Below are 19,695 nucleotides of genomic sequence, written 5' to 3' on the forward strand. Positions count from 1 at the left end.
TAGCAGCCTGTCGGACTTGCGTCTCGGGCGTCGCCGGACCTGCGTAGGGATCGGTGCGTCGGCGCCTCTGTCAGCGCCATTTTGGGCGGTGCGGTCGCGCTGGCGCGCCTGCGGAACTGGCCGCGCAGGCTAGACGGCGCGGCTGAGGGCGAACATCCGCTTCAGGTTCCATGCCATGGTCACAAGCCTCCACTCGCCACGGGCGGCATTGAGCCCGCGCAGCAGGAACTGCCGGAACCCCAGCACGGACTTGATGATGCCAAACACTGGCTCGGGCGTCTGCTTGCGCAGGGCGTAGAGCGCGCGGCCCTGCGGCGTGCGCAGCCGATACGCCATCGCCTGAACCGGGGTGGGGTCTTCGGGCGCCGGTGGCGCCGCAGCGAAGCGCTCTTGCAGGCTGAGATGATGCGCCTCGCGACCAAGTGCGATCAGCGGTTCGATCCCGCCGGCCACACAGGCCTGCACATTCGCCTCGCTGAAGTAGCCATTGTCCGCCAACAGCATGTCCGGCCTGCCGAGCACGTCCGGCAGAGTGCCGATCTTGTCCAGCATGGGTGTAAGCTGCTGCTTGTCGTTGGGCGCCTGCACCACGTCGGCGACCACCACCAGCAGACTGCCCGCCGCCACCGCCGCCTGCGCATTGTAGCACTGCTCAAAACCGCCGCCCGCCACCGCCATGATGCGGCTTTCCTCGTCGGTCAGATTGATCTGATCCGTGGGCAGCGGCGTCGCCACCGGCGGCTTCGGCTCACGGCCCGTGGGCTTCTTGCCGGTGGCCGCTGCCTTGGCGTCCCGTGCTGCGAGTTTCGCCTGATGGTCTGCCTGCTCCCGTTCGAAGCGTTCCTTCGCGCGGGCCTCGATCTTCGCCCGGGCCTCGGCGAGCCTGGACAACCGTTCCTCACGTCGCGCCAGTTCGTCGGGGATCGACATGCCGTCAGCGATGTCCACCTGGTCCGCCGCTTCTGCCTTGGCCATGAGATCGGCCACTTCGGCCTGCAGTTGGGCCTCCAGCTTGCCCGCATGGTCATAGGACAGCGCGCTGTGCCGGCTGGCATTGGCGTGGACCTTGGTCCCGTCGAGCCCGACCGTTCCCAGCTTCAGCACGCCCATCTCGCGCGCGAGCACCAGCACCTGGACGAACAGCTTCTCGATCTGCGGCAGAAAGCGTCGGCGGAACGCGGCGATGGTGTCATGGTCCGGATGATCGTTCGCCGCGATGAAGCGGAACGCCACGCTGTCATAGGTCGCCCGCTCCAGCTTGCGGCTGGAGAACACCCCGGTGGCGTAGCCGTAGATCAGAATGCCCAGCAGAAGGCTGGGGTGGTAGGACGCTTCCCCAGAGCCACGGTAGCTGCCGGTCATCGGCCGCAGATCCAGCCCCGCGATCACCTCCACCACGAACCGCGCCAAGTGCCGCTGCGGAAGCCACTCGTCCACCGACGGCGGCATCAGAAATCCGCTGTCGCGGTCGATCGGGCGGAAGTTGCTCATGCCGAAGAGGTCCGGGCCGGGGGCGTGAATCCATGCCCGGATTCTATAACCCACAGCTCCGCCTCGCGTTAAGTCCGACAGGCTGCTAGTGAGCATCCACTTCGCCGGCGAGGTCCTATATGGCCCCTGAGCGGTCATCATGCCGCCGTTTGCCGCCGCCCAAGGATGCGCATGACCGCCGACAGCCGCTCCGCGACCGCCGCCTCGCTGCCGCCCCACGCTGGTGTGCCCGCATCCGGCTGGGTCGCTTTTCGTTCGCGCGACTTCACCTTGTTCTGCATCGCCCGCTTTGTCTCCGCCATCGCCTTCATGGTGCAGTCGGTTGCTCTGGGCTGGTTGATCTATGACTTGACGGCGAGCCCCCTTGCCCTCGGCCTCGCCGGTTTGGTCGCCTTCCTGCCGGTGGTCAGTCTGGCGTTGTTCGCCGGACACGCTGCTGACCGCTATGACCGCCGCGCCATTCTGCTGATCTGCGCCGCCATCGGGACCGCCGCCGGCATCGGACTGCTACTGACGGTGGCAAGCGGCGCGCCACCGATCTGGCTGATCTACCTGCTCATCCTCGTGTTCGGCACCACCCGCGCCTTTGCCATGCCCACCGGCCAGGCGCTGCTGCCGGGACTTGTCCCGGTCGAGCATTTCCCCAACGCCGTCACCTGGACCTCCTCCGCCTGGCAGGTGGCAACCGTCATCGGTCCCGCCCTGGGTGGCATCCTGTACGCGTACGGCAGCACCGTCGTCTTCGCGTTCGCCACCACCTGCTACGCGATCACCATCGGTCTCTATGCGTTGATCCGCACCCGCTCGGCGCTACGACCACGCCAGCCGATCTCCTGGAATTCGCTCCTCGCCGGCCTGCGATTCATCCGCTCCCGACCGGTCATTTTTGGGGCGATTTCGCTCGACCTGTTCGCGGTCCTGCTCGGCGGTGCGACGGCACTGCTGCCCATTTTCGCCCGCGACATCCTGCACGTTGGCCCCTCGGGCCTCGGGCTGCTGCGCAGCATGCCTGCGGTCGGCGCCATCAGCATGGCGCTTTGGCTTGCCCGCTTTCCCGTCCGCAGGCATGCCGGCCCGATCATGTTCACGGCGGTCGGTGTCTTCGGCCTCGCCACCATTGGCTTCGGCGTTTCGCAAAGCATGCCGCTGTCGCTCGCCTGCCTGTTCGTTCTTGGCGCCTCCGACATGATCAGTGTGCTGATCCGCCAAACCCTGGTGCAGATTGATACGCCCGATGCTATGCGCGGGCGCGTCGCCGCCATCAACGCGCTTTTTATCGGCGCTTCCAACGAGTTGGGCGAATTCGAGTCCGGCGCCGTCGCCGCCATTACGGGTGCAGTTGCCGCCGTGGTCATCGGCGGCGCCGGCTCGATCTTGGTCGCCGCGCTGTGGACGCGATTGTTTCCGCCGCTCTGGCAACGCGACCAGTTGGTCGACCAGCCGTTGCTATCGACAGCAGCAGAGACGTCACCGCGCACCGACTGATGCAGGAGCAATCGCGCACAGAGGCAATGCCAACAGCGAACAGCATCAAGCGGTTCCTCTGGCTTTTGCCCTGACGGCAGCGAGCGGTCATTGACAACGACTGGTTTGCCTCTAAAATTTCGCGGCTCAATTAATAAGGTTCTGAGCTATTCTTGGGGGTAAGTCAGCAGAGTGCTCAAACTAGATCTATGAATGTCGGCGGCGTTCCTGCTGGTATCAATCGCATGAAGATGTGTCCTGCTTAACTATGATTGGCAGGTGTATTGAGTGTATTTTCACTTCTTCCGGAGCAGAAGAATCTTTGGCCAAGTTACTGGCCGACGTCTTCAGCGCAATGACGATCAACCTCTGCGCATCAGCCCACGATTGTCGATATGGATGGAGAAGACATGTCATGAGACGACGAAATGACTTGCTTGCTGCAGTGTGTATGACGATCGCTGCCGCGAGCATCATCCCGGCCACGGCGCAAGCCTGGACGGCCGAGTTGCCCGACCCGATGGATTTCGGCGTGGTCTACGAGAAAATCGCTTTCGAAGCCGCTGATACCGACGGTAACAATCTGGTGAGCGAAGGGGAATTCGCCCGCGACGCAGCGGCCGCATTTTCCGGCCTCGATCGCAATCACGACGGCAAACTGACGTCGGAAGAGCTTGGTTCACCAGACCCGAAAAAGTTTGCGGAGATCGATGCCAACGGCGATGGATATCTCACATTTATTGAGATTATGAACTACAAAATGAAGGCGTTCAGAGCTGCTGACAAAAATAATGACAATGCCCTTTCATTCGATGAAATGGTCAGCGCCGTTACCGCGGAGGTGAACAAGTAATCATGCGAGCATTGTACACAGAATCCCGCCTGTCCCTTCGTGCACTTGTTGTTGTCGCGGCGGTCACCTTGAGCGTTGCCGCCTGCGAAAGCGGCAGTGGCGGTCCAGGAGTGGGAACGGTCGGTGGTGCGGCACTGGGTGCCGGGGCCGGTCGCGCCATCTTTGGCGGCAGCACGTCGGCCATGCTCATCGGTGGCGCCGTCGGCGGGATGGCTGGCAATATGACCGTCGACCGGGCGGCGGAAGAGCGTCAGTTCCAGCAGCGGCAAGCATCGCAAGATATGGCGATGCAGCGTCAACTCGATTTCGAACGCCAGCGCGCCCTGCAGCAGGCCCAGGTTCAGCGGCAGATCGAGGAAGAACAGCAATTTGCCGAGTGGCGCCGGCAGCAACAAGGGATGTAATTGCCGCGAGCCATGTTCAATCGCCGATGAGGTGGGCAGCGACAGCCTTGGTGGATTTCGCTGCCCATCGTTTTCCAGGCGCCCAGTGGGCGCCACGTCTAGGTGGGCGTCACGCCTATGGATCGTTCTCGCGCTGCAACAGTTCCCCGGTTTCCGCCGGCGGCGGTCCGGCAATGCTGGCTGGCCGTCCCCCTGGCAGGTTGCGGGCACAAAAACTCGGAGCGGAACTGGACGCACTGGCGCCACTGTGCCTCCGCGCGTTCGGCGTTGGCGCTGGTGAACGGTATCGTCAGCCGCGTATCGGTCATCCCCGTCGAGGGGTTGGTCGACGATCGCAGGCAGCCACTGCAAGAATGAGTGGCAGCCAAAAGAGCTTCTGTCGCATGATGCTGGGTAATCCTGCCCCATCTTGCCGCCACATTCAGGCGATCGCCTGCAGGGCCCGCGTTACCGGCTGTTCCGCCTCGTATCCCTGAGCGACAAACGCACCGGAAGCCGCCTCGGCGACAAAGACCAGACGCGTCCATTGGTTCAGCACGGGCCGCCGCAACCAGGGAAAGGACGGGTCGATCGTCAGTTTCGCCGTTTGCATTACCCGTTGGCGCTCCACGTTATCACTGCCGCGCGGCCGTCCCGACCAGTGGGCCGCCTGCCACGCGTTCGCTGCGGCCGCCGTTGGCCCTTCGACCACGTGCGCCGCTTCCGGCCGGCGTTCAATGACGCAGGTTTCGCCGGCGCGTATCCCGGCCAGCGTATAGATGGCCGGCAGCGCGATCGGTGTGTCCCGCAGCATCGCTTTCGCCGCGGCAAAGTCCGGTGCCTGTTCAAAGACGCGCCGCAGCAGGTGGGCGGCGATCAGATGCGGTTGGCGCCAAACCCGAGTCCGGTTGACCATCCAGTCCAGCGGATAAAGCCCCACGGGCTGATCCATCGGTGCCTGGTTAAGTGCCGCCGCAAAGCGGCCAGGGGCAACCGCCTGCAGTGCACCGGTATAGCCGGGCCAAGTGAGCGATGCCCAACGCCCGGCGGCACTGTGAATGCGGGCAGCGATGACGTGGCGACCAAGCCCACGCTCCGGCCAGTCGAGTACGCGACTGAGCAGCGGCGGTGAACCGTCCGCTGGCGAACAGGCCGAGGACGTACACCCCCACTCGTAGCTGACGTTGAGGAAATGTGCGCCTGGTCGGTTGATGCGCGCGGCGATGCGATCGATCTCCTGCAGGTATGGCTCATGCCAGCGGGCGAGCCAGCGCCGCGAGACGGAGTCCACCAGCCGGAGGGCAAATGCGGGAACATGGCCGCTGCCTTCGTCGAGCAGCGCGTGCGCCCGATCGATCGCGGCATCGAGAGTTGCCAGCGGCCAGTCGGCTCCCACATCGACGAGCGGGATCTCCGGCAACGGCGCGGCTGCCGCATCCGCACTAACGGGGCTGGGCATCGACCACCGGTTCGGCTGCGGGAGCCTGCTTCAGTGCGGCGAGTTGCGCCAGCTTCGCCTCCACGTCGTCGCGTTGCTCGACAATATAGTCACGGTAGACGCGACTGAAGCGGCGGAAAGGCGTTCCGCGGACGGTCGCCATACTATCGAATTCCTCTTTGTGGGTCGCAAGGATTGCGTTGTAGCGATCAAGGAAATACTGCAGGTTCGTTTCGAGATCGACGTTACGCTTTTCCGAGAGCACGCGAACCGTATCCGCGCGCTTGCCCATGCTTAAGGGCGACTGCAGCGTAAACAAGCGAAACTCGGTGCGGAAGATATCGTTTGGCTCATGGACCGGCAGCGTCTTGACCAGAGCGCCATGCCGCGTCGGCAGCCACTTGAAGTCGTTGAGAGCGTCGCGCATTGGGTCGTCGCGGTAAAGCTGCCGATAATCATCGAGTTCGCCGTCGCCCTCGGTGGCGAGGACGGCGAGATTGACGAACTCATGCGCCGGTACCGCCAGTTGCAGCAGATGCAGCAGCTTCACCCGGCGCACCGAATACGGTGACCAGAAGTTGGCAGCGGCAAGGGCATTGCGCACCGTGTGCACGCAGTTGTCGGAAATCAGGTTCCAGTGGTAGTCGGCTTTGCCGGTGGCGTATTCGGTATTCTTGTCGTTGAGGAAAGCGATGACTTCGTCGAGCACCGGCTCGGGAACCGGAACGCGGGTGCAGAACACGTTACGGGCGTAGCGCAAGGCAAAGTCTGTGGTAATGGAGCTATTGGCGGCAAAGTCGTAGATGCTCGTCTGCTCCGGGTTACGCACCCAGCGGTCGCTCACTTCCACCCCTTTGAAGACGCCCTTATCGACGGCGTCGCGCACCGTCGCATCCACCTTCGCCTGCGTCAGGCGCTCTCCCGGCTTGAGATTGCCCTCGAAGAACAGGTCATAGCCCGGCACCGCCACCCAGTTGACGCTGCGGAACCAGCGGTTGACACTGACGCCGGCGCCGTGCTCCGGGTCATGGGTATCGGTGGCGATCCGCCGGCAGCGGCGAAGCTGCGGAAAGGGCGCGTCCTCGTCCTTGCACGCCCCCTTGATGTAGAGCGCCGCATGACCAAAGGGATTGCCGCGGCTGCCATCGACCTCTGCCGTCTGGCTGACCGTGCACAGATCGACGTAATAGGGGAAAAGCTTCTCGTAGTTCTGGTCGGGCGTCCGCTCGAGAACAACCTCTTCCGGCTTCAGCCGAAACCGGCTGAACAAGCCATCGTCGTCACAACCAGTCAGAACAGTAACGCAGCCGAAGAGCAGCGCCATCAGCGCCACAGCACCATAGCCGCCATACCGACGCCGTAGCTGTATTGCCCGGTCCATCATCCGTTCCCGCTCCTTGCGCTTGCTTACGCCGCGCTCTTCCGCCGAACTTTCGCTCGCGTGAGCCGCACTCATGCCCTCATCGCTCGTACTGACATCGGTGCGAACACTGTCAGCGAATGCGGCGCCTTCTCGCGAAGACGTCGCATATAATCCTATATGACCGAGTCGGGCTGCATTGAAGCGTCATGTTTAGCGTTGTGTCGAGTCGAAACAGCGCCGTAGAGTGGCGGCAGGCCGTACACTCTTTCGTGTGCGAGGAGAGCCGGCGTTGCCGCACTGATCTTGCTTGCCGGGCTTCTATGCTCTGGCATGCGGTGTCGGTTGATCAACAGTAGCGGACGCTGGTTGCTGATCGGTACGGCGCCTGCCAACGCCCTGTTCCGGGTCGCCTTGCTGCTGTCGTTGGCGATGCTTCTCGGTGGTAGGAGTCCGCGCGTTTTCGGTGCATCCACACCCAGCACAGTTGATGCGCCCGCCATCCAGCCGGTATCACCTTTCGCGGTTTCAGCCATTATTCATCGCGTGAAAATCGCCAAGGCCAGTTCGCGGACGGGACGTCATGACGTTTGAAGTCGACGTATTCGGTACAACGACGATCGCCATCTGTGTGTTTTTTCTTGGATATGCAATCGTCATGCGCTCCCAGTTCATGCGCACCTATGGCATTCCGGAGCCGGTGATCGGTGGATTTGCCTTCGCTATTCTGATCGCGCTGGTCTATCTGATCACGAATGTCGAAATAACTTTCGACATGACCCGGCGAGATACTCTTCTTATCTATTTTTTCGCGGCACTTGGCCTTCGCTGCAATATTCGCGACCTCATCACCAACGGTCGACCACTACTGCTGCTGGTGCTGCTCGCCACGGTGTTCATTTTCGTCCAGAACATCGCCGGCATGAGCATCGCCCGGGCGTTCGGTTACGATCCGCAGATCGGCATCGTCGGCGGCTCCATGTCATTGATCGGCCGCTCCGGGACCACTGTCGCTTGGGCACCGTTTTTTCGCGAGCAGTTCGGCGTCGACAACGTCTCTCGGCTTGGCCTCGCGGTCAATATGGCCGGGCTGATCGCCGCGTGCTGCCTCGGCGGACCATTGGCACAGCAGTTGATCACCCGCCACCGGCTCAAGGCACCGCAGACAGGCGGTAATCTCGAAGTCGGTTTCGCCAATGACAGTGAAGCGCCAAAAGTCGACTATCGCGCCTTTCTCTTGGCGTTGCTGCGCATTCACATCGCCATCTTCGGCGGCCAATTGATCAGTGCCGGCATTAACGCCACGGGCCTGCACATGCCGCTGTACGTGTCGTGCCTGCTTGCCGGCATCGCTCTTGGCAACCTTAAGCCGCGGATCGCGCCGCAGATCGACTGGACCGGCAGCGACCAGTGCCTGACCTTGATCGCCTATGTCAGTCTCGGCCTGTTCTACTCGATGACCTTAATGGGCATGCAGCTATGGACGGCGGGAGATCTTCTGGTCTTTGTGCTCGTCGTCGCCCTCATTCAGGTCGTCCTTGCCCTCGCCTATGCCTACCTGATCGTTTTCCGCATCATGGGGCGAGACTACGACGCGGCGGTCATTGCCGCCGGCTTCATTGGTATTGCCCTCGGTTCGACGGCGACGACGATGGCGATTATGACCGCTGTTGCGAAGCAGTACGGCCGTGCCCATAAGGCATTCGTCATCGTTCCGCTGGCCTGCGGGATCTTCATCGACATCATTAATTCGTTGGCGATTACGTTTTTCGCGACGCTATAAGGCAGACTACCGGGGCGACATGTTGCCACGATCGCTCAGCCGCGTGCGAACCCTGCATATTGAGCGGCGGCAACTCGTCGGAAAAGCTCAAAGATGGACAAGACGGGCCAATGCGGCTTGTGGATTGGCCCTAGGGCGAGCGTAGCGAAAGGAATGGGATAAATGCGGTCCAATGCCATACGCGGACTGTTTGCTCTAGCCGTGGCTGCCACGCTGTCCGGCTGCGGTAAAGAAGCCCCGCCAATACCGGAACAGGTACGCCCCATCCGCGCGATCACCATCAGCGACGTCGCCAGTGGCCAGACGCGCAGCTTTTCCGGCGTTATCGAAGCGATTGATTCCTCCAACTTGAGCTTCGAGGTCCCCGGCAATGTTCGCCGCGTCCTGGTGAACCAGGGCGACGCGGTGACCCGGGGGCAGGTGTTGGCTTCGCTCGACGAAGAGCCGTATCAGTTGAATGTCCGCGCGGCAGAGGCCGAACTGCAGCGGGCGCGAGCGTTTCTAGCGCAGGCGCGGGCGGACTACGAACGGAACACTCGTCTCCTAGAGCAGCGCGCCGTCGCGCGTGTCCAGTTCGAGGTCTCGCTACGCGAATTCCAGGCAGCGACGAGCCAAGTCGACTTCGCCGTCGCCAAGCTCAACCTGGCCCAGCGCGACCTCCGCAATACCACCCTGGTTGCTCCCTTCGACGGCACCATTTCAGCCCGGCTTGTCGATCCTCATATTCAGGTGCAGACGGGGCAGACGCTGTTTCGCGTTGATGCGCGCGGCGGGATGCAGGCCGCGCTCGGCGTGCCGGAAACCGCCATTGGCCAGTTGAAACCGGGAATGCCGGCGCTGGTCAGACTGCCGCAGAACGACACCACACTGAAAGCCCGCATCTCAGAGATTGGCAGCGCCGCCGGCGCCGGGAATGTGTTCCCGGTCAAGGCAGCGCTGATNCGCGCGCCGCCGCCGACGGTGCGCGCTGGTATGACAGCGGAAGTGACGCTGGTGCTAGGCAGCGAAGCGGGGAGAACCAGTTATTTCGTTCCGCTCTCGGCCATCGCTCCCGGCGATGCCTCGGGTGAAGGGTTTGTCTTCGTCTTCGATCCGACCACTTCGACGGTGCGACGAACCCTTGTTCGCTCGGTCGGCCCACTGGCGGGCAACGCTGTAGCCATCACCGGGGTGAACGTCGGGGACACGCTGGCAACCGCAGGCGTGAACTTTCTGGTCGATGGGCAACGGGTCAAGTTGATGGACCCGGAGCCTGCATCCGCACGCGGTTAGCCCCTGACGCCAGGACAGAGCACAGCCGATGTTTGGTAAAATCACCGAGTTCGCCATCAAGGCGAACAGAATAACCATCCTTGTTCTGATCGGCATACCGCTGATCGGCCTGTTGGTTTTTCTCGACTATCCCCGCCAGGAAGATCCGTCGATCGAGATTCGCCAAGCGATCGTGACCGCCTTTCATCCCGGAATGGATGCGTATCAGGTCGAAGATCTGATCACCCGAACGCTGGAAGAATCGATCCGGGAGATCGGTGAAATCGATAACGTCTGGTCGTCCTCGCAGGACGGTCGCACCACCATCTACGCCGAGATCGATGATTGGGTGAAGGGCGCCGACATTCCGCGAGTCTGGCAAACCCTGCGCAACAAAATGAACGATGTCGCGCCGCGGCTGCCGGCCGGAACCGCCGGTCCGTTCGTCAACGACGAATTCGGCCTCACATCGGTCGCAACGATCGCCCTGTGGAGCGACGGCTTCTCCCTTGAAGACATGCGTCGGGTGGCCCGCGATATCCGTCGGCAACTGGACGGCCTCGACGGGGTCGAGCGGATCGAACTCTTTGGCGTTCAGCCGGAACGGGTGTTCCTCACCGTCTCCAACGCAAGACTGGCCAGCCTCGGGATTACGCCGCAGGTGATCGTCGATACCTTGCGTGCCCAGAACATGATCCTGCCCGGGGGAACGATCAACGCCAGTGGCCAGAACGTCATCGTCGAGGCTTCGGGAACGTTCGACAGCGTTGCCGAGATCGCCTCGGTGCTGGTGCCGATCCCCGGCAGCGATCGGACGATCCCGCTTGAAGATATCGCCACCGTGGCGCGAGATTTCGCCGATCCCGCCGTGCGGCCGGTCTTCTATAACGGTCATCCGGCGATCGTCATCAGCGTCTCCATCCTCGACGGCGTCAACTCGGTCGAGTTCGGCCGCCGCCTGACCCAGCGGATCAAAGCGATCGAGCAGAGCCTGCCGGTCGGCTACGTTCTTGATTTCGCCACCTATCAGCCGGACCTGGTGGAGCGCGCGGTCAACGGGGCGATCAGCAACCTTGGCCAGACGTTGGTGATCGTCACCGTCGTCGTCATTCTCTTCCTCGGCGTGCGCGCCGGGCTGATCGTCGGGGCCTTCGTGCCGGTCACCATCCTCCTTGCCCTCGTCGGCATGTCGATCTTGCACGTCGAACTGCAGCGGATGTCGATCGCAACGGCGATCATTGCCCTCGGGATCATGGTCGACAACGGCATCGTCGTCGCCGAAGGGATGCGCAACCGCCTCTCGCTCGGCGAGGACCGCAAACAGGCAGCGATCGACACTGCCAGTTCGCTGGGCCTGCCGCTGCTGATCTCTACCCTGACGACGATCCTCGCCTTCATGCCGATCGCCCTCGCCGAAGGCTCGACCGGCGAATACACGCTGTCGCTGGGACAGGTGGTCATCCTCGTGCTGCTGGGGTCATGGTTCATGTCGATGTATATGACCCCGACCATGTGCTACTGGTTTCTCAAGGCACCGAAGGCAGCGGAGAGCAACACCGATAGACAACAGCCATATTCTGCCGGAATCTATCGCTACTATCGGGCATTCCTGAATACCGTCCTCCGCCACCGCGCCATCTGCATGATCATCGTTCTGCTGTTTGCGGCAGGCGTTGTCTTTGCAGGCCGCTTCGTCGTCACCGAGTTCTTTCCGGCCAACGACCGCAACCAGTTTCTTCTTTACCTCGATCTTGAGGCCGGAAGCAGCATCGATGAGACGGCACGCGTCGTCGAGAGCGTGAGCGCTTGGTTGAACGACCGCGAGGTCAATCCCGAGGTGACCAAAACCGTCGCCTATGCCGGCAGTGGTGGGCCTCGCTTCTTCCTGTCGCTGGCGCCAATTGATCCCGACCCCCACGCCGCTTTCGTCCTTGTCGAAACCAAAAGCAACGATCAGGTCCCGGAGCTGATCAAACGAACCCGCGCCTATGTCGACAGCCATTACCCTGAGATTCGCGGCAAGCCGAAGGCGATGTGGTTCGGGCCGACCGAGGCGGGTCTGGTGGAGGTTCGCATCAGCGGTCCGGATGAAGCCGTGCTACGAGCAAAGGCGGATCAACTTCTCGCCGCCTTCCGGGCGGTACCGGGGACGATCGAGGTCGAGCAGGACTGGGAAAACAAGGTCCTTAAAGTCGAGGTTGTCGTCGATCAAAACCGTGCTCGACGGGCGGGTATCACCTCCCGCGACATCGCAACCTCGCTCAACGCGTTCGTCAGTGGCGGGGCGATCACCGACTACCGAGAAGGCGATGCGGTGATCCCGATCGTTCTCCGCGGCAGCGAAGATGAACGCAATCAACTGGCCTCGCTGTTTGGCCTTCACGTCTATTCGAGCGCGACCGGTGCCAGCGTGCCGTTGTCGCAGATCGCCGACATTCGCAGTGTCTGGGAACCCTATCGGATCAACCGCCGCAACCTGCAGCGCACCGTCACGGTCAGTGCCAAGCACCTGCATATGACCGCCAGCCAGCTTGTCGATGCCGTCAGGCCGGCGATCGACAAGCTCGACCGGCCGGCCAACTACCACTGGGAGATAGGCGGTGAACTGGAGAGCTCGGAGACAGCGCAGGAGCGCCTGTTCGCCACCTTCCCGCTCGCCGGCTTCCTGATCGTCACCTTGCTGGTCTGGCAGTTCAATTCGTTCCGGCGCGCCGGGATCATCCTGTTGACCATCCCGATGGCGTTTCTCGGCGCGGTGGTCGGGCTCCTGGTCACCGGAGCGCCCTTCGGCTTCATGTCGCTGCTGGGGCTGCTCAGCCTTGCCGGGATCATCACCAACAACGGCATCATCATGATCGACAGCATCGAGACCAACCGACAGGCGGGCGCCACGACCTACGATGCCATCGTTGATGCCGCCCTCTCCCGCTTCCGGCCGATCCTGATGACGACGATCACCACCATCCCCGGGCTGCTACCGCTGATCGTCTGGAAGGACCCGCTGTTCTATAGCATGGCGATCGTCATTTCGTTCGGCGCCGCGCTCGGCACCGTTTTGACATTGGGAGTGGTGCCGGTGCTCTACAGTCTCCTGTTCAAAGGTACTCCCGCCAAAGGCTCCGTTCCCGCGCCGTCATGAGCCAGAGCCGGAGCGTTTCAAGCCACCGCTGACAAAGCAACGGCCCCCGACGATCACTCGCAAACGGGGGCCGTTCTCGTGACGCATTGATTGCCGGCGAAGTGCCCTTAAAACGAGCCAACCATTGTTGCCACAGCAATGAGCACCACAAGCGAGATCATCGGCCCGACGACCGAGGTCATGAGGACGTCGAAATACGAATCCCGGTGGGTCAGCTTGCAGACAGCGAGCAGGGTAATCACCGCCCCATTGTGCGGTAGCGCATCAAGCGCCCCCGAAGCCACCGCAGTGACCCGGTGCATCGCTTCGAGCGAAACGCCGGTGGCATTGGCAGCGTCAACAAAGGTGGAGCCGAGCGCATCGAGCGCAATCGACATGCCGCCCGAGGCTGAACCGGTCATCGCCGACAGCACCGCCACCGAACTGGCTACAGAGATCAGCGGATTGCCGCCACCCAGGGAAACCACCGCCTGGCTGATGTAGTCGAACACCGGCAATGCGGCGATAACCGCCCCGAAGCCGACGAGACTGGCGGTATTGAAGATCGGCAGCANCACCGAAGCATCAGCGCCTTTATCCAAACTTGCCCGGAGATCGCTGAGGCGACGCCAGTTGCCGGCGATGAGCAGCAGGATGGCGAGGAACAGGCCAATGATGACGGCCCAGACGCCGCGAACGCTCTCAATGTTGGTCTCCCCAAACAGCGGCTCCTCCAGGAATGAGGTGTCCATCAGCGGTAGCACCAACTGGACGAAGACGAAGTTGGAGACGATGACGGCAAGAACCGGCAACAGCGCCAGCCAGAACGGCGGCAGGTTTTCGACGTCCGGCTGCGGCGTGGGCTCTACCAGTTCGGCAATATCAAAGCCCTCACATTGGGCATGTTCGCGCATCACCAAATCCGGTGCCGGCAGACTGTCGGCATGGAGGCCGTAGCCTTCGCCCTTGGCCTTGGCGCTGGTGGCACGACGCTGCAACCAGAATAGCCCGAAGCTGAACATGATGATCGCCGCTAGGATGCCGAGGCCGGGGGCCGCAANAGCGGTCGTCCCGAAGAAGGGCATCGGGATCGCGTTCTGGATTGCCGGGGTTCCCGGCAGGGCCGACATGGTGAACGAAAAGGCGCCGAGCGCGAGGGCGCCCGGAATCAGCCGCTTCGGAATATCTGCGTCGCGGAACAGTGCGGCGGCCACCGGATAGATGGCAAACGCCACGACAAACGCCGAAACGCCGCCGTAGGTCAGCACCGAACAGCACAAAACCACCGAGGCGATCGCCCGCTTCGGTCCAAGCCACGTGCTTACCGAGCGGGCGATGGACTTCGCTGAGCCGGTATCATCCATCAGCTTGCCAAAGATGGCGCCGAGAAGAAACAGCGGGAAAAACGAGATAATGAACTGACCGGTGTTAGTCATGAAGATCTGGGTGTACGCCCCGAGGATCGGCAGACCTCCAGTCAGCGCTGCTGCGAACAGGGCGGTGGCGGGAGCCAACAGTATCAACGTAAATCCCCGGAACGCCAGGTACATGAGCAGACCCAGCGCGATCAGGACGGCGATAATATCAAACATATCTGCGGCTCCGTTGGCGAAGTCGGCAGCTTGGCCGGAAACGGGGAATCTTAGGGCTTGACGGCGATGCGATCAGATCAGGCCGTTTCGGGATAGCGCGCATCGTACGGGTAGGATGCGAACTCATTGCCGAGCCGATGCCAGTCCGCCAGCCATTGTCGGGCGACGCGGCGCCCTTCCTCGGCCAGGTGGGCGAGATGCTGCGGACTACGATCAAACTTGGTGGTGTGGCTCATTCCCCAGGCGATTTCCTGCGGCATCTTGATTGTCCGCACCGTGATTTNTTTCAGCTTGTCAAAGGGTGGATTGGCCGAACCGTAGCGGTCGATCCAACGATTGATGGTCAGGATATGGTCGAGTTCCTGGTTGAGCGAAAGGTTGCCGGCGAGATCGTTCTCACGATCGCGAATAGCCTCCAGGTCCATGCCAGCTGATAGCGTGTGCATTTCCTGCGGATTAATGCGCACGACCCAGATTTCGTCCGGCTTCTCCTCTTTCTTTGGCGCATCCAATAAATCTCTTACCGGTGGATTCTGTGAATACAGCCCATCCCAATAGAACGCATCGCGTTTCACCGTCTTACCCGGCGTACAGCTCGGAAAGACGGTGTTGCTGATTTTCTGGGCCGGGAGCAGTTCGGGCAGTGTTCCAGACGCGGCGACGCCTTCGAAAGTGAACGGGCGCCGCATCCGCCAGCGGGTCGAATTATACTGCTCGATATTCTCACCATTGGGATGCAGACCCATGGCTTCGAGAGTCTTGTCGGAATCGAAGATTTCGAAATTACCGCTGATGACTTCGATCGCGCCGACGACGACCCGCCGATCGGCGGTGGCTACCTTCTCCCAGTCAATGCTCGCAAAGTCCGGACACACCGCTTGCAACAGCGCCGGAAAGCCCAGGTATTCGGGGCGAGCGCCGAGCATGGCGAGGCCGCTCAGCGCTATTTCGCCTTGCACCCCGTTCGGATTAGCACCTGGAAACGGCACCCCCTTCGCCTTCATGGTCAGGAGGGTTCCCATCATCTGATTGTGGAACGCCTCTGCCGGCGTCTGGGCGGCAAAGACCGTCCACAGGAAGTCGAGCCGTTCGATCGCCTTGTCCACCGTCCCGCATGCCGGATCGGCCTTGTTCGGGACCAGTCCATACCACAATGCCATGGCGCAGAGCGCCCCGGCAGACGTTCCGCTCATGGCTGTGATGTTGATCGTGTCCCCCGCCGCGGCGTCGGCGTCCCAGGCTTTCTTCGCCTGCAGAATCTCGGTGAGGACCCNCCAACTGAATGCAGCGTGCGTGCCGCCGCCCTGACAGGCGATTGCAATCTTCTTCACACCCATTTTCTCCGATCTCCTCGTTGCTGAGCGGCCGTGACGACACGCAGTTCGCGCGCCCACGACAATCCACCGCCCTTGTGTGACACAATCAGCATCCACATCGGCGACGGTGCCACGCCAATATGCGCGGCCAACGTCAAACGACGCCGCGTCTTGCCTCAGGTTGGGCCCCCTCCCTGAGCCTGACAATGATGCAGGCCCCGACGTCTTAGCTGACTTTCTGTTGCAGGCGTTTGAAAGGCATGAGCTCTGCAGCGATTTGTTCACTGAGCTGGCCTACGGCGACGCTCATCGCCGCCACCACGTCGGGAATCGACTGGCTGACGTTGGCGATGCGGATTTGTGCGCTCGTGCTGGTCAGCGCACGCCCGTCGGGCTGCGACAGAATGTTCCAGCGCGCATCCAGCACGACGGTGCCGTCGGCCAGGCGTTCGAAGCGCTCGACACTTATCCGCACTTCATAGTCGAGCGGAAGTTCCGAGCGAAAGGGAGGGGTAACCGCGCGAGGTGTGGGTATCATCGCTCGCAGGTTGGCGGCGACGGTACGGGTGAAGTCCTCGTCAGGAGCGCTGCCCCATTTGTCGAACTGATGCACCACCAACTGGCTATCGGTGGCGCGGGTGACGATTTCCTTGCGCTCAAGGTACGGCGGAAAGCCAACCGTACTGACACCGATGGTGGGTTGATTGCCGACTGCCGGGTTACCAGCCGCAGCGGGCATGCCGCGGTCCTCCGCCGTGCTCAGCACGTAGACCGTGGTCGGCGGCTGCTGCCCCAAGGCCGACAACCCGCACGCCGACAGTATGGCGACGCTGGCAACGGCCGCCGCCAAGCCAATTACGCGCTTCAAGACCGCGATCCTCATTGGTTGGTTCCTTTGATCGCTCCGAAGAGGATCGAGTTGGGGTTGTCTTCCAATGCCGTGACCAGACTTCGCACCGACGCCGATGTCCTCGCCAGATCGCGGAGAGTCACCGCGAGCTGTTGTTGCATCGGCGAATCCGGATTGACCGTCGCGTTGGCGTTACGCATCAGCGTATCTGCGGACGTCAGGAGGGTATCCAGCTTCGCCAGCGCCGGGCCCAGTCGCTCCAGATCGCCCCGCAACGTCGGCAGCGCCTTCTGCGCCTCGCCCACCAGTCCCTGCGCGCCGCGGGCGGTGTTGCGCAGGCTTGCCAGCAACTCCGGTGTCTCGGCTTTCATCTGCGCCAGGAGCTGACGCAGGTCCTGGACCGCGTCATGACCGTCGACGACGGTCTCGCGCAACTCCGGCATGGTCATCAGCGCGCTGACGCTTTGCAGCGCCCGCTCCACATCCCGAGACAGCCCCTCCATGTCGGCACCTTCGAGGATCGCCAGGATCTTCTGCAGCGACGTCTCCATCCTCTCCACCGTGGAGGGGATGGTCGGAATTTCAACGGTTCCCGGCTTGCTGCCGGACATTCGGACCGGAGTACCGGGGTAAAAGCCCACCTCGATTCCCAGCTGACCGGTCAGCATACTCATCTGCACCAGACGGGCGCGCAGACCGCGGCTGATCATTTCGCGGATCGAATCTTCATAGTTGCGGGCGCTGATATTTACCCGTTCGAACCGGTCCGGGTAGATATTGACCAGCACCGCCGAATCGTTTTCGAGCGTTTCTTCGTTGAGGCGCAAGACGATGTCGGTGACCTCGCCGATGGGAACGCCGCTGAACATTACCGGTGAACCCCGGCTCAGCCCCTGCATCGACGCAGAGAAGTTCATGACGAACTGCCGCGACTCGCGAAAGAAGCGCCCGCTGCCGAAGATGGTGATCGCGGCCACGATCAGAAGAATCCCGACGATAACGAACGCGCCGATGCGTGTGGTATTCGCGCCTTTAGCCATGTCCTATCGCCTTCTTTACCACTCGAGCATTCGGTTCGTTCTTAGATCAACACGCGTTCCGTACCGCCACGGGTCAGAAACTCACGGACTTTGTCCTGATCCGTTTCCGCCAGTAATATCTTCGGATCGCCCTGGGCGATCATCGTGCGGGTATCGGCATCAAGGAAAACCGAGTTGGTGCCGATCGCGAGCAGACTGGACAATTCGTGCGTGACGATGACGAAGGTCATCCCAAGACTCCCTTTCAGCTCCAGAATGAGATCATCCAGATGTTTCGAACTGATCGGATCGAGGCCGGCCGATGGCTCGTCGAGAAACAGGATGTGCGGATCAAGCGCCAGGGNGCGCGCCAAGCCGGCGCGCTTTTGCATCCCGCCCGAGATCTCCGAAGGATAGTAGCCGTCGAAGCCGGCAAGCCCCACCAGCGAAAGCTTGAACGCCGTCATGTCGTTGATCTCGGCGGCACTCATATTGGTGTATTCCTGCAGCGGCAACGCGACATTTTCGGCCAGCGTCATGGAGCTCCATAGCGCACCACGCTGATAGAGCACGCCAGTGTTCTGCAGAATGCGCTGTCGCTCAGACGGTGCCACACCCCAAAGGCTGACACCGCTGTAGTAGACGTTGCCCTCGGCTGGCGCGCGCAGGCCAATGAGATGGCGCAGCAGCGAACTCTTGCCGCAGCCACTCCCGCCCATGATGATGAAAATGTCGCCAGCGTTGATGGTGAAGGTCAGGTTGCGTTGCAGCACGAAGCTGCCGAACGCCATCGTGATATTATCGACGCAGATCGCCGCCGCGTGGTCCGCCATTTCCACCAACCCCGTCAGACGCCGAGTATGTTGGTGATCACCGCGAACACCATGTTGGCGACAATCACGGCAATGATCGACTGCACCACCGCCGAGGTTGCCGCGGCACCAACCGCTGCCGCGCTGCGACCGCATTTGATGCCGCAGTAACAGCCGAAGAAGGCAACAAGGGCGCCGAAGACCACCGATTTGGTCAGTCCGACACCGATATCGACCAGATCGATGGCGCCGGCCGTCTGGTGAAAATAGGCAAAGCCGGTGACGTTTAGCGTTCCCAGCACCACCCCGGCGCCGCCCAGCATGCTGAACAGGCTGGCGTAGAAGAACAGCAGCGGCATCATCAGCACCAGGGCGACGATGCGAGGAATGACGAGGAAATCAATCGGCGGGATGCCGAGCGTCTGCAACGCGTCGACCTCTTCATTGACCTGCATCGTACCGATCCGTGCGGCGAACGCCGCCCCGGTTCGCCGGCCATGACAAAGGCGGTCATCGTCGGTGCCATTTCGCGCACCGTCGATAACGCCACCAGATCGGCCACGAAGATTTCGGCGCCGAACCGTGCCAACTGGATGGCACCGACGAAGGCAGTACTCATGCCGGTGAGCAGGCTGATCAGGCATACGATCCAAGACGCCTCTGCGCCGCACTCCTGCAGCAGTTGCCACAGATCGGCGCGTCGCAGTCGCGTCCGGCCGGTGAAGAGGCGACCGAAACCGAGCGCCACCTGCCCAAGAAAATCGACCGTATCGCGAACGCCGGCGATCATCCCCAGCCAGCCGGCACCCAGGCGCTGCAGCAGTGGTGGACGCTCGTTCGTCCGGCGGGCGCCTTTTTTTTTCCGGAACCGCGGAGGCCAGGCGCAGCAGGCGCTCAGCCCCGTCGGGCAGCGTGCCCGGATCGAAAGCAACGCTGCGCGCCTCGCATATGCGGGTGACGTTCAG

General features: G+C 62.1%; 15 protein-coding genes and 1 pseudogene. 7 read left to right on the forward strand and 9 right to left on the reverse strand.

Annotated elements, in window-relative coordinates:
• Positions 1-129: 129 nt before the first annotated feature.
• Positions 130-1,491 carry an IS1182 family transposase gene (locus HQ394_RS02240; protein ID WP_190260069.1) on the reverse strand — a complete coding sequence of 454 codons (1,362 nt, stop codon included), beginning with the start codon at positions 1,489-1,491 and terminating at the stop codon, positions 130-132.
• 171 nt (positions 1,492-1,662) lie between these two features.
• Between HQ394_RS02240 and HQ394_RS02245 the strand changes: the two genes are divergently transcribed.
• The 3 genes from HQ394_RS02245 to HQ394_RS02255 all read left to right on the forward strand — a co-directional run bounded on the left by HQ394_RS02245 (position 1,663) and on the right by HQ394_RS02255 (position 4,212).
• The gene (locus HQ394_RS02245; protein WP_190261839.1) at positions 1,663-2,976 is read left to right on the forward strand and encodes an MFS transporter; all 1,314 of its coding nucleotides are present in this window, start codon (positions 1,663-1,665) and stop codon (positions 2,974-2,976) included.
• Between the two features lie 430 nt (positions 2,977-3,406).
• The gene (locus tag HQ394_RS02250) at positions 3,407-3,808 is read left to right on the forward strand and encodes an EF-hand domain-containing protein (protein WP_190261840.1); all 402 of its coding nucleotides are present in this window, start codon (positions 3,407-3,409) and stop codon (positions 3,806-3,808) included.
• Positions 3,809-3,810: 2 nt separating this feature from the next.
• Positions 3,811-4,212: a hypothetical protein gene (locus tag HQ394_RS02255; RefSeq protein ID WP_190261841.1), complete on the forward strand. Its 402-nt coding sequence runs from the start codon at positions 3,811-3,813 to the stop codon at positions 4,210-4,212.
• Between the two features lie 421 nt (positions 4,213-4,633).
• On the opposite strand, the gene HQ394_RS02260 is transcribed toward HQ394_RS02255, so the two are convergent.
• A complete protein-coding gene (locus HQ394_RS02260; RefSeq protein WP_190261842.1) occupies positions 4,634-5,650 on the reverse strand; it encodes a hypothetical protein in 1,017 nt (338 codons plus the stop codon).
• Positions 5,634-7,085: a hypothetical protein gene (locus HQ394_RS02265; protein ID WP_190261843.1), complete on the reverse strand. Its 1,452-nt coding sequence runs from the start codon at positions 7,083-7,085 to the stop codon at positions 5,634-5,636. The genes HQ394_RS02260 and HQ394_RS02265 overlap by 17 nt, the downstream gene beginning before the upstream one ends.
• Before the next feature lie 249 nt (positions 7,086-7,334).
• On the opposite strand from HQ394_RS02265, the gene HQ394_RS02270 reads away from it, so the two are divergent.
• The 4 genes from HQ394_RS02270 (at position 7,335) to HQ394_RS02285 (ending at position 13,162) form a co-directional block, all read left to right on the forward strand.
• A complete protein-coding gene (locus HQ394_RS02270; protein WP_223291791.1) occupies positions 7,335-7,583 on the forward strand; it encodes a hypothetical protein in 249 nt (82 codons plus the stop codon).
• Positions 7,573-8,772, forward strand: coding sequence for a sodium/glutamate symporter (gene gltS, locus HQ394_RS02275; protein WP_190261845.1), 1,200 nt, complete (start codon positions 7,573-7,575; stop codon positions 8,770-8,772). The genes HQ394_RS02270 and gltS overlap by 11 nt, the downstream gene beginning before the upstream one ends.
• 162 nt (positions 8,773-8,934) lie before the next feature.
• Complete coding sequence (locus HQ394_RS02280) at positions 8,935-10,044, forward strand: efflux RND transporter periplasmic adaptor subunit (protein ID WP_223291792.1); 1,110 nt, start codon at positions 8,935-8,937, stop codon at positions 10,042-10,044.
• Between the two features lie 28 nt (positions 10,045-10,072).
• On the forward strand, positions 10,073-13,162 hold the full coding sequence (locus HQ394_RS02285) for an efflux RND transporter permease subunit (RefSeq protein WP_190261847.1): 3,090 nt from the start codon (positions 10,073-10,075) through the stop codon (positions 13,160-13,162).
• A 107-nt stretch (positions 13,163-13,269) separates the two neighbouring features.
• Here the strand turns inward: HQ394_RS02285 and HQ394_RS02290 are convergent, their stop codons facing one another.
• From HQ394_RS02290 to HQ394_RS20990, 6 genes and pseudogenes are all read right to left on the reverse strand, one after another.
• Positions 13,270-14,733, reverse strand: a complete 1,464-nt coding sequence (locus HQ394_RS02290) for a GntP family permease (protein WP_190261848.1) — start codon at positions 14,731-14,733, stop codon at positions 13,270-13,272.
• Positions 14,734-14,810: 77 nt separating this feature from the next.
• Positions 14,811-16,070 (reverse strand): patatin-like phospholipase family protein, encoded by a 1,260-nt coding sequence (locus tag HQ394_RS02295; protein ID WP_190261849.1) that lies wholly within the window; start codon positions 16,068-16,070, stop codon positions 14,811-14,813.
• A gap of 205 nt (positions 16,071-16,275) precedes the next feature.
• A complete protein-coding gene (locus HQ394_RS02300) occupies positions 16,276-16,932 on the reverse strand; it encodes a PqiC family protein (protein ID WP_190261850.1) in 657 nt (218 codons plus the stop codon).
• Entirely contained in the window at positions 16,929-17,939 is a 1,011-nt protein-coding gene (locus HQ394_RS02305; protein ID WP_190261851.1) for an MlaD family protein, read from the reverse strand. The genes HQ394_RS02300 and HQ394_RS02305 overlap by 4 nt, the downstream gene beginning before the upstream one ends.
• 41 nt (positions 17,940-17,980) lie before the next feature.
• The gene (locus tag HQ394_RS02310) at positions 17,981-18,751 is read right to left on the reverse strand and encodes an ABC transporter ATP-binding protein (protein WP_190263077.1); all 771 of its coding nucleotides are present in this window, start codon (positions 18,749-18,751) and stop codon (positions 17,981-17,983) included.
• A gap of 14 nt (positions 18,752-18,765) precedes the next feature.
• A pseudogene (locus HQ394_RS20990) lies at positions 18,766-19,520 on the reverse strand (MlaE family ABC transporter permease).
• Positions 19,521-19,695: the final 175 nt, after the last annotated feature.

It is taken from the genome of Defluviicoccus vanus, assembly GCF_014672695.1.
Classification (GTDB): Bacteria; Pseudomonadota; Alphaproteobacteria; order Rhodospirillales; family Defluviicoccaceae; genus Defluviicoccus; species Defluviicoccus vanus.

Excerpts from the sequence above, each read along its gene's own strand:
- gltS (WP_190261845.1), top strand. The coding sequence starts at position 7,573 with ATGACGTTTGAAGTCGACGTATTCGGTACAACGACGATCGCCATCTGT.
- HQ394_RS02305 (WP_190261851.1), bottom strand. The coding sequence starts at position 17,939 with ATGGCTAAAGGCGCGAATACCACACGCATCGGCGCGTTCGTTATCGTC.
- HQ394_RS02260 (WP_190261842.1), bottom strand. The coding sequence starts at position 5,650 with ATGCCCAGCCCCGTTAGTGCGGATGCGGCAGCCGCGCCGTTGCCGGAG.
- HQ394_RS02255 (WP_190261841.1), top strand. The coding sequence starts at position 3,811 with ATGCGAGCATTGTACACAGAATCCCGCCTGTCCCTTCGTGCACTTGTT.
- HQ394_RS02245 (WP_190261839.1), top strand. The coding sequence starts at position 1,663 with ATGACCGCCGACAGCCGCTCCGCGACCGCCGCCTCGCTGCCGCCCCAC.
- HQ394_RS02300 (WP_190261850.1), bottom strand. The coding sequence starts at position 16,932 with ATGAGGATCGCGGTCTTGAAGCGCGTAATTGGCTTGGCGGCGGCCGTT.
- HQ394_RS02240 (WP_190260069.1), bottom strand. The coding sequence starts at position 1,491 with ATGAGCAACTTCCGCCCGATCGACCGCGACAGCGGATTTCTGATGCCG.
- HQ394_RS02265 (WP_190261843.1), bottom strand. The coding sequence starts at position 7,085 with ATGAGTGCGGCTCACGCGAGCGAAAGTTCGGCGGAAGAGCGCGGCGTA.
- HQ394_RS02285 (WP_190261847.1), top strand. The coding sequence starts at position 10,073 with ATGTTTGGTAAAATCACCGAGTTCGCCATCAAGGCGAACAGAATAACC.
- HQ394_RS02250 (WP_190261840.1), top strand. The coding sequence starts at position 3,407 with ATGACGATCGCTGCCGCGAGCATCATCCCGGCCACGGCGCAAGCCTGG.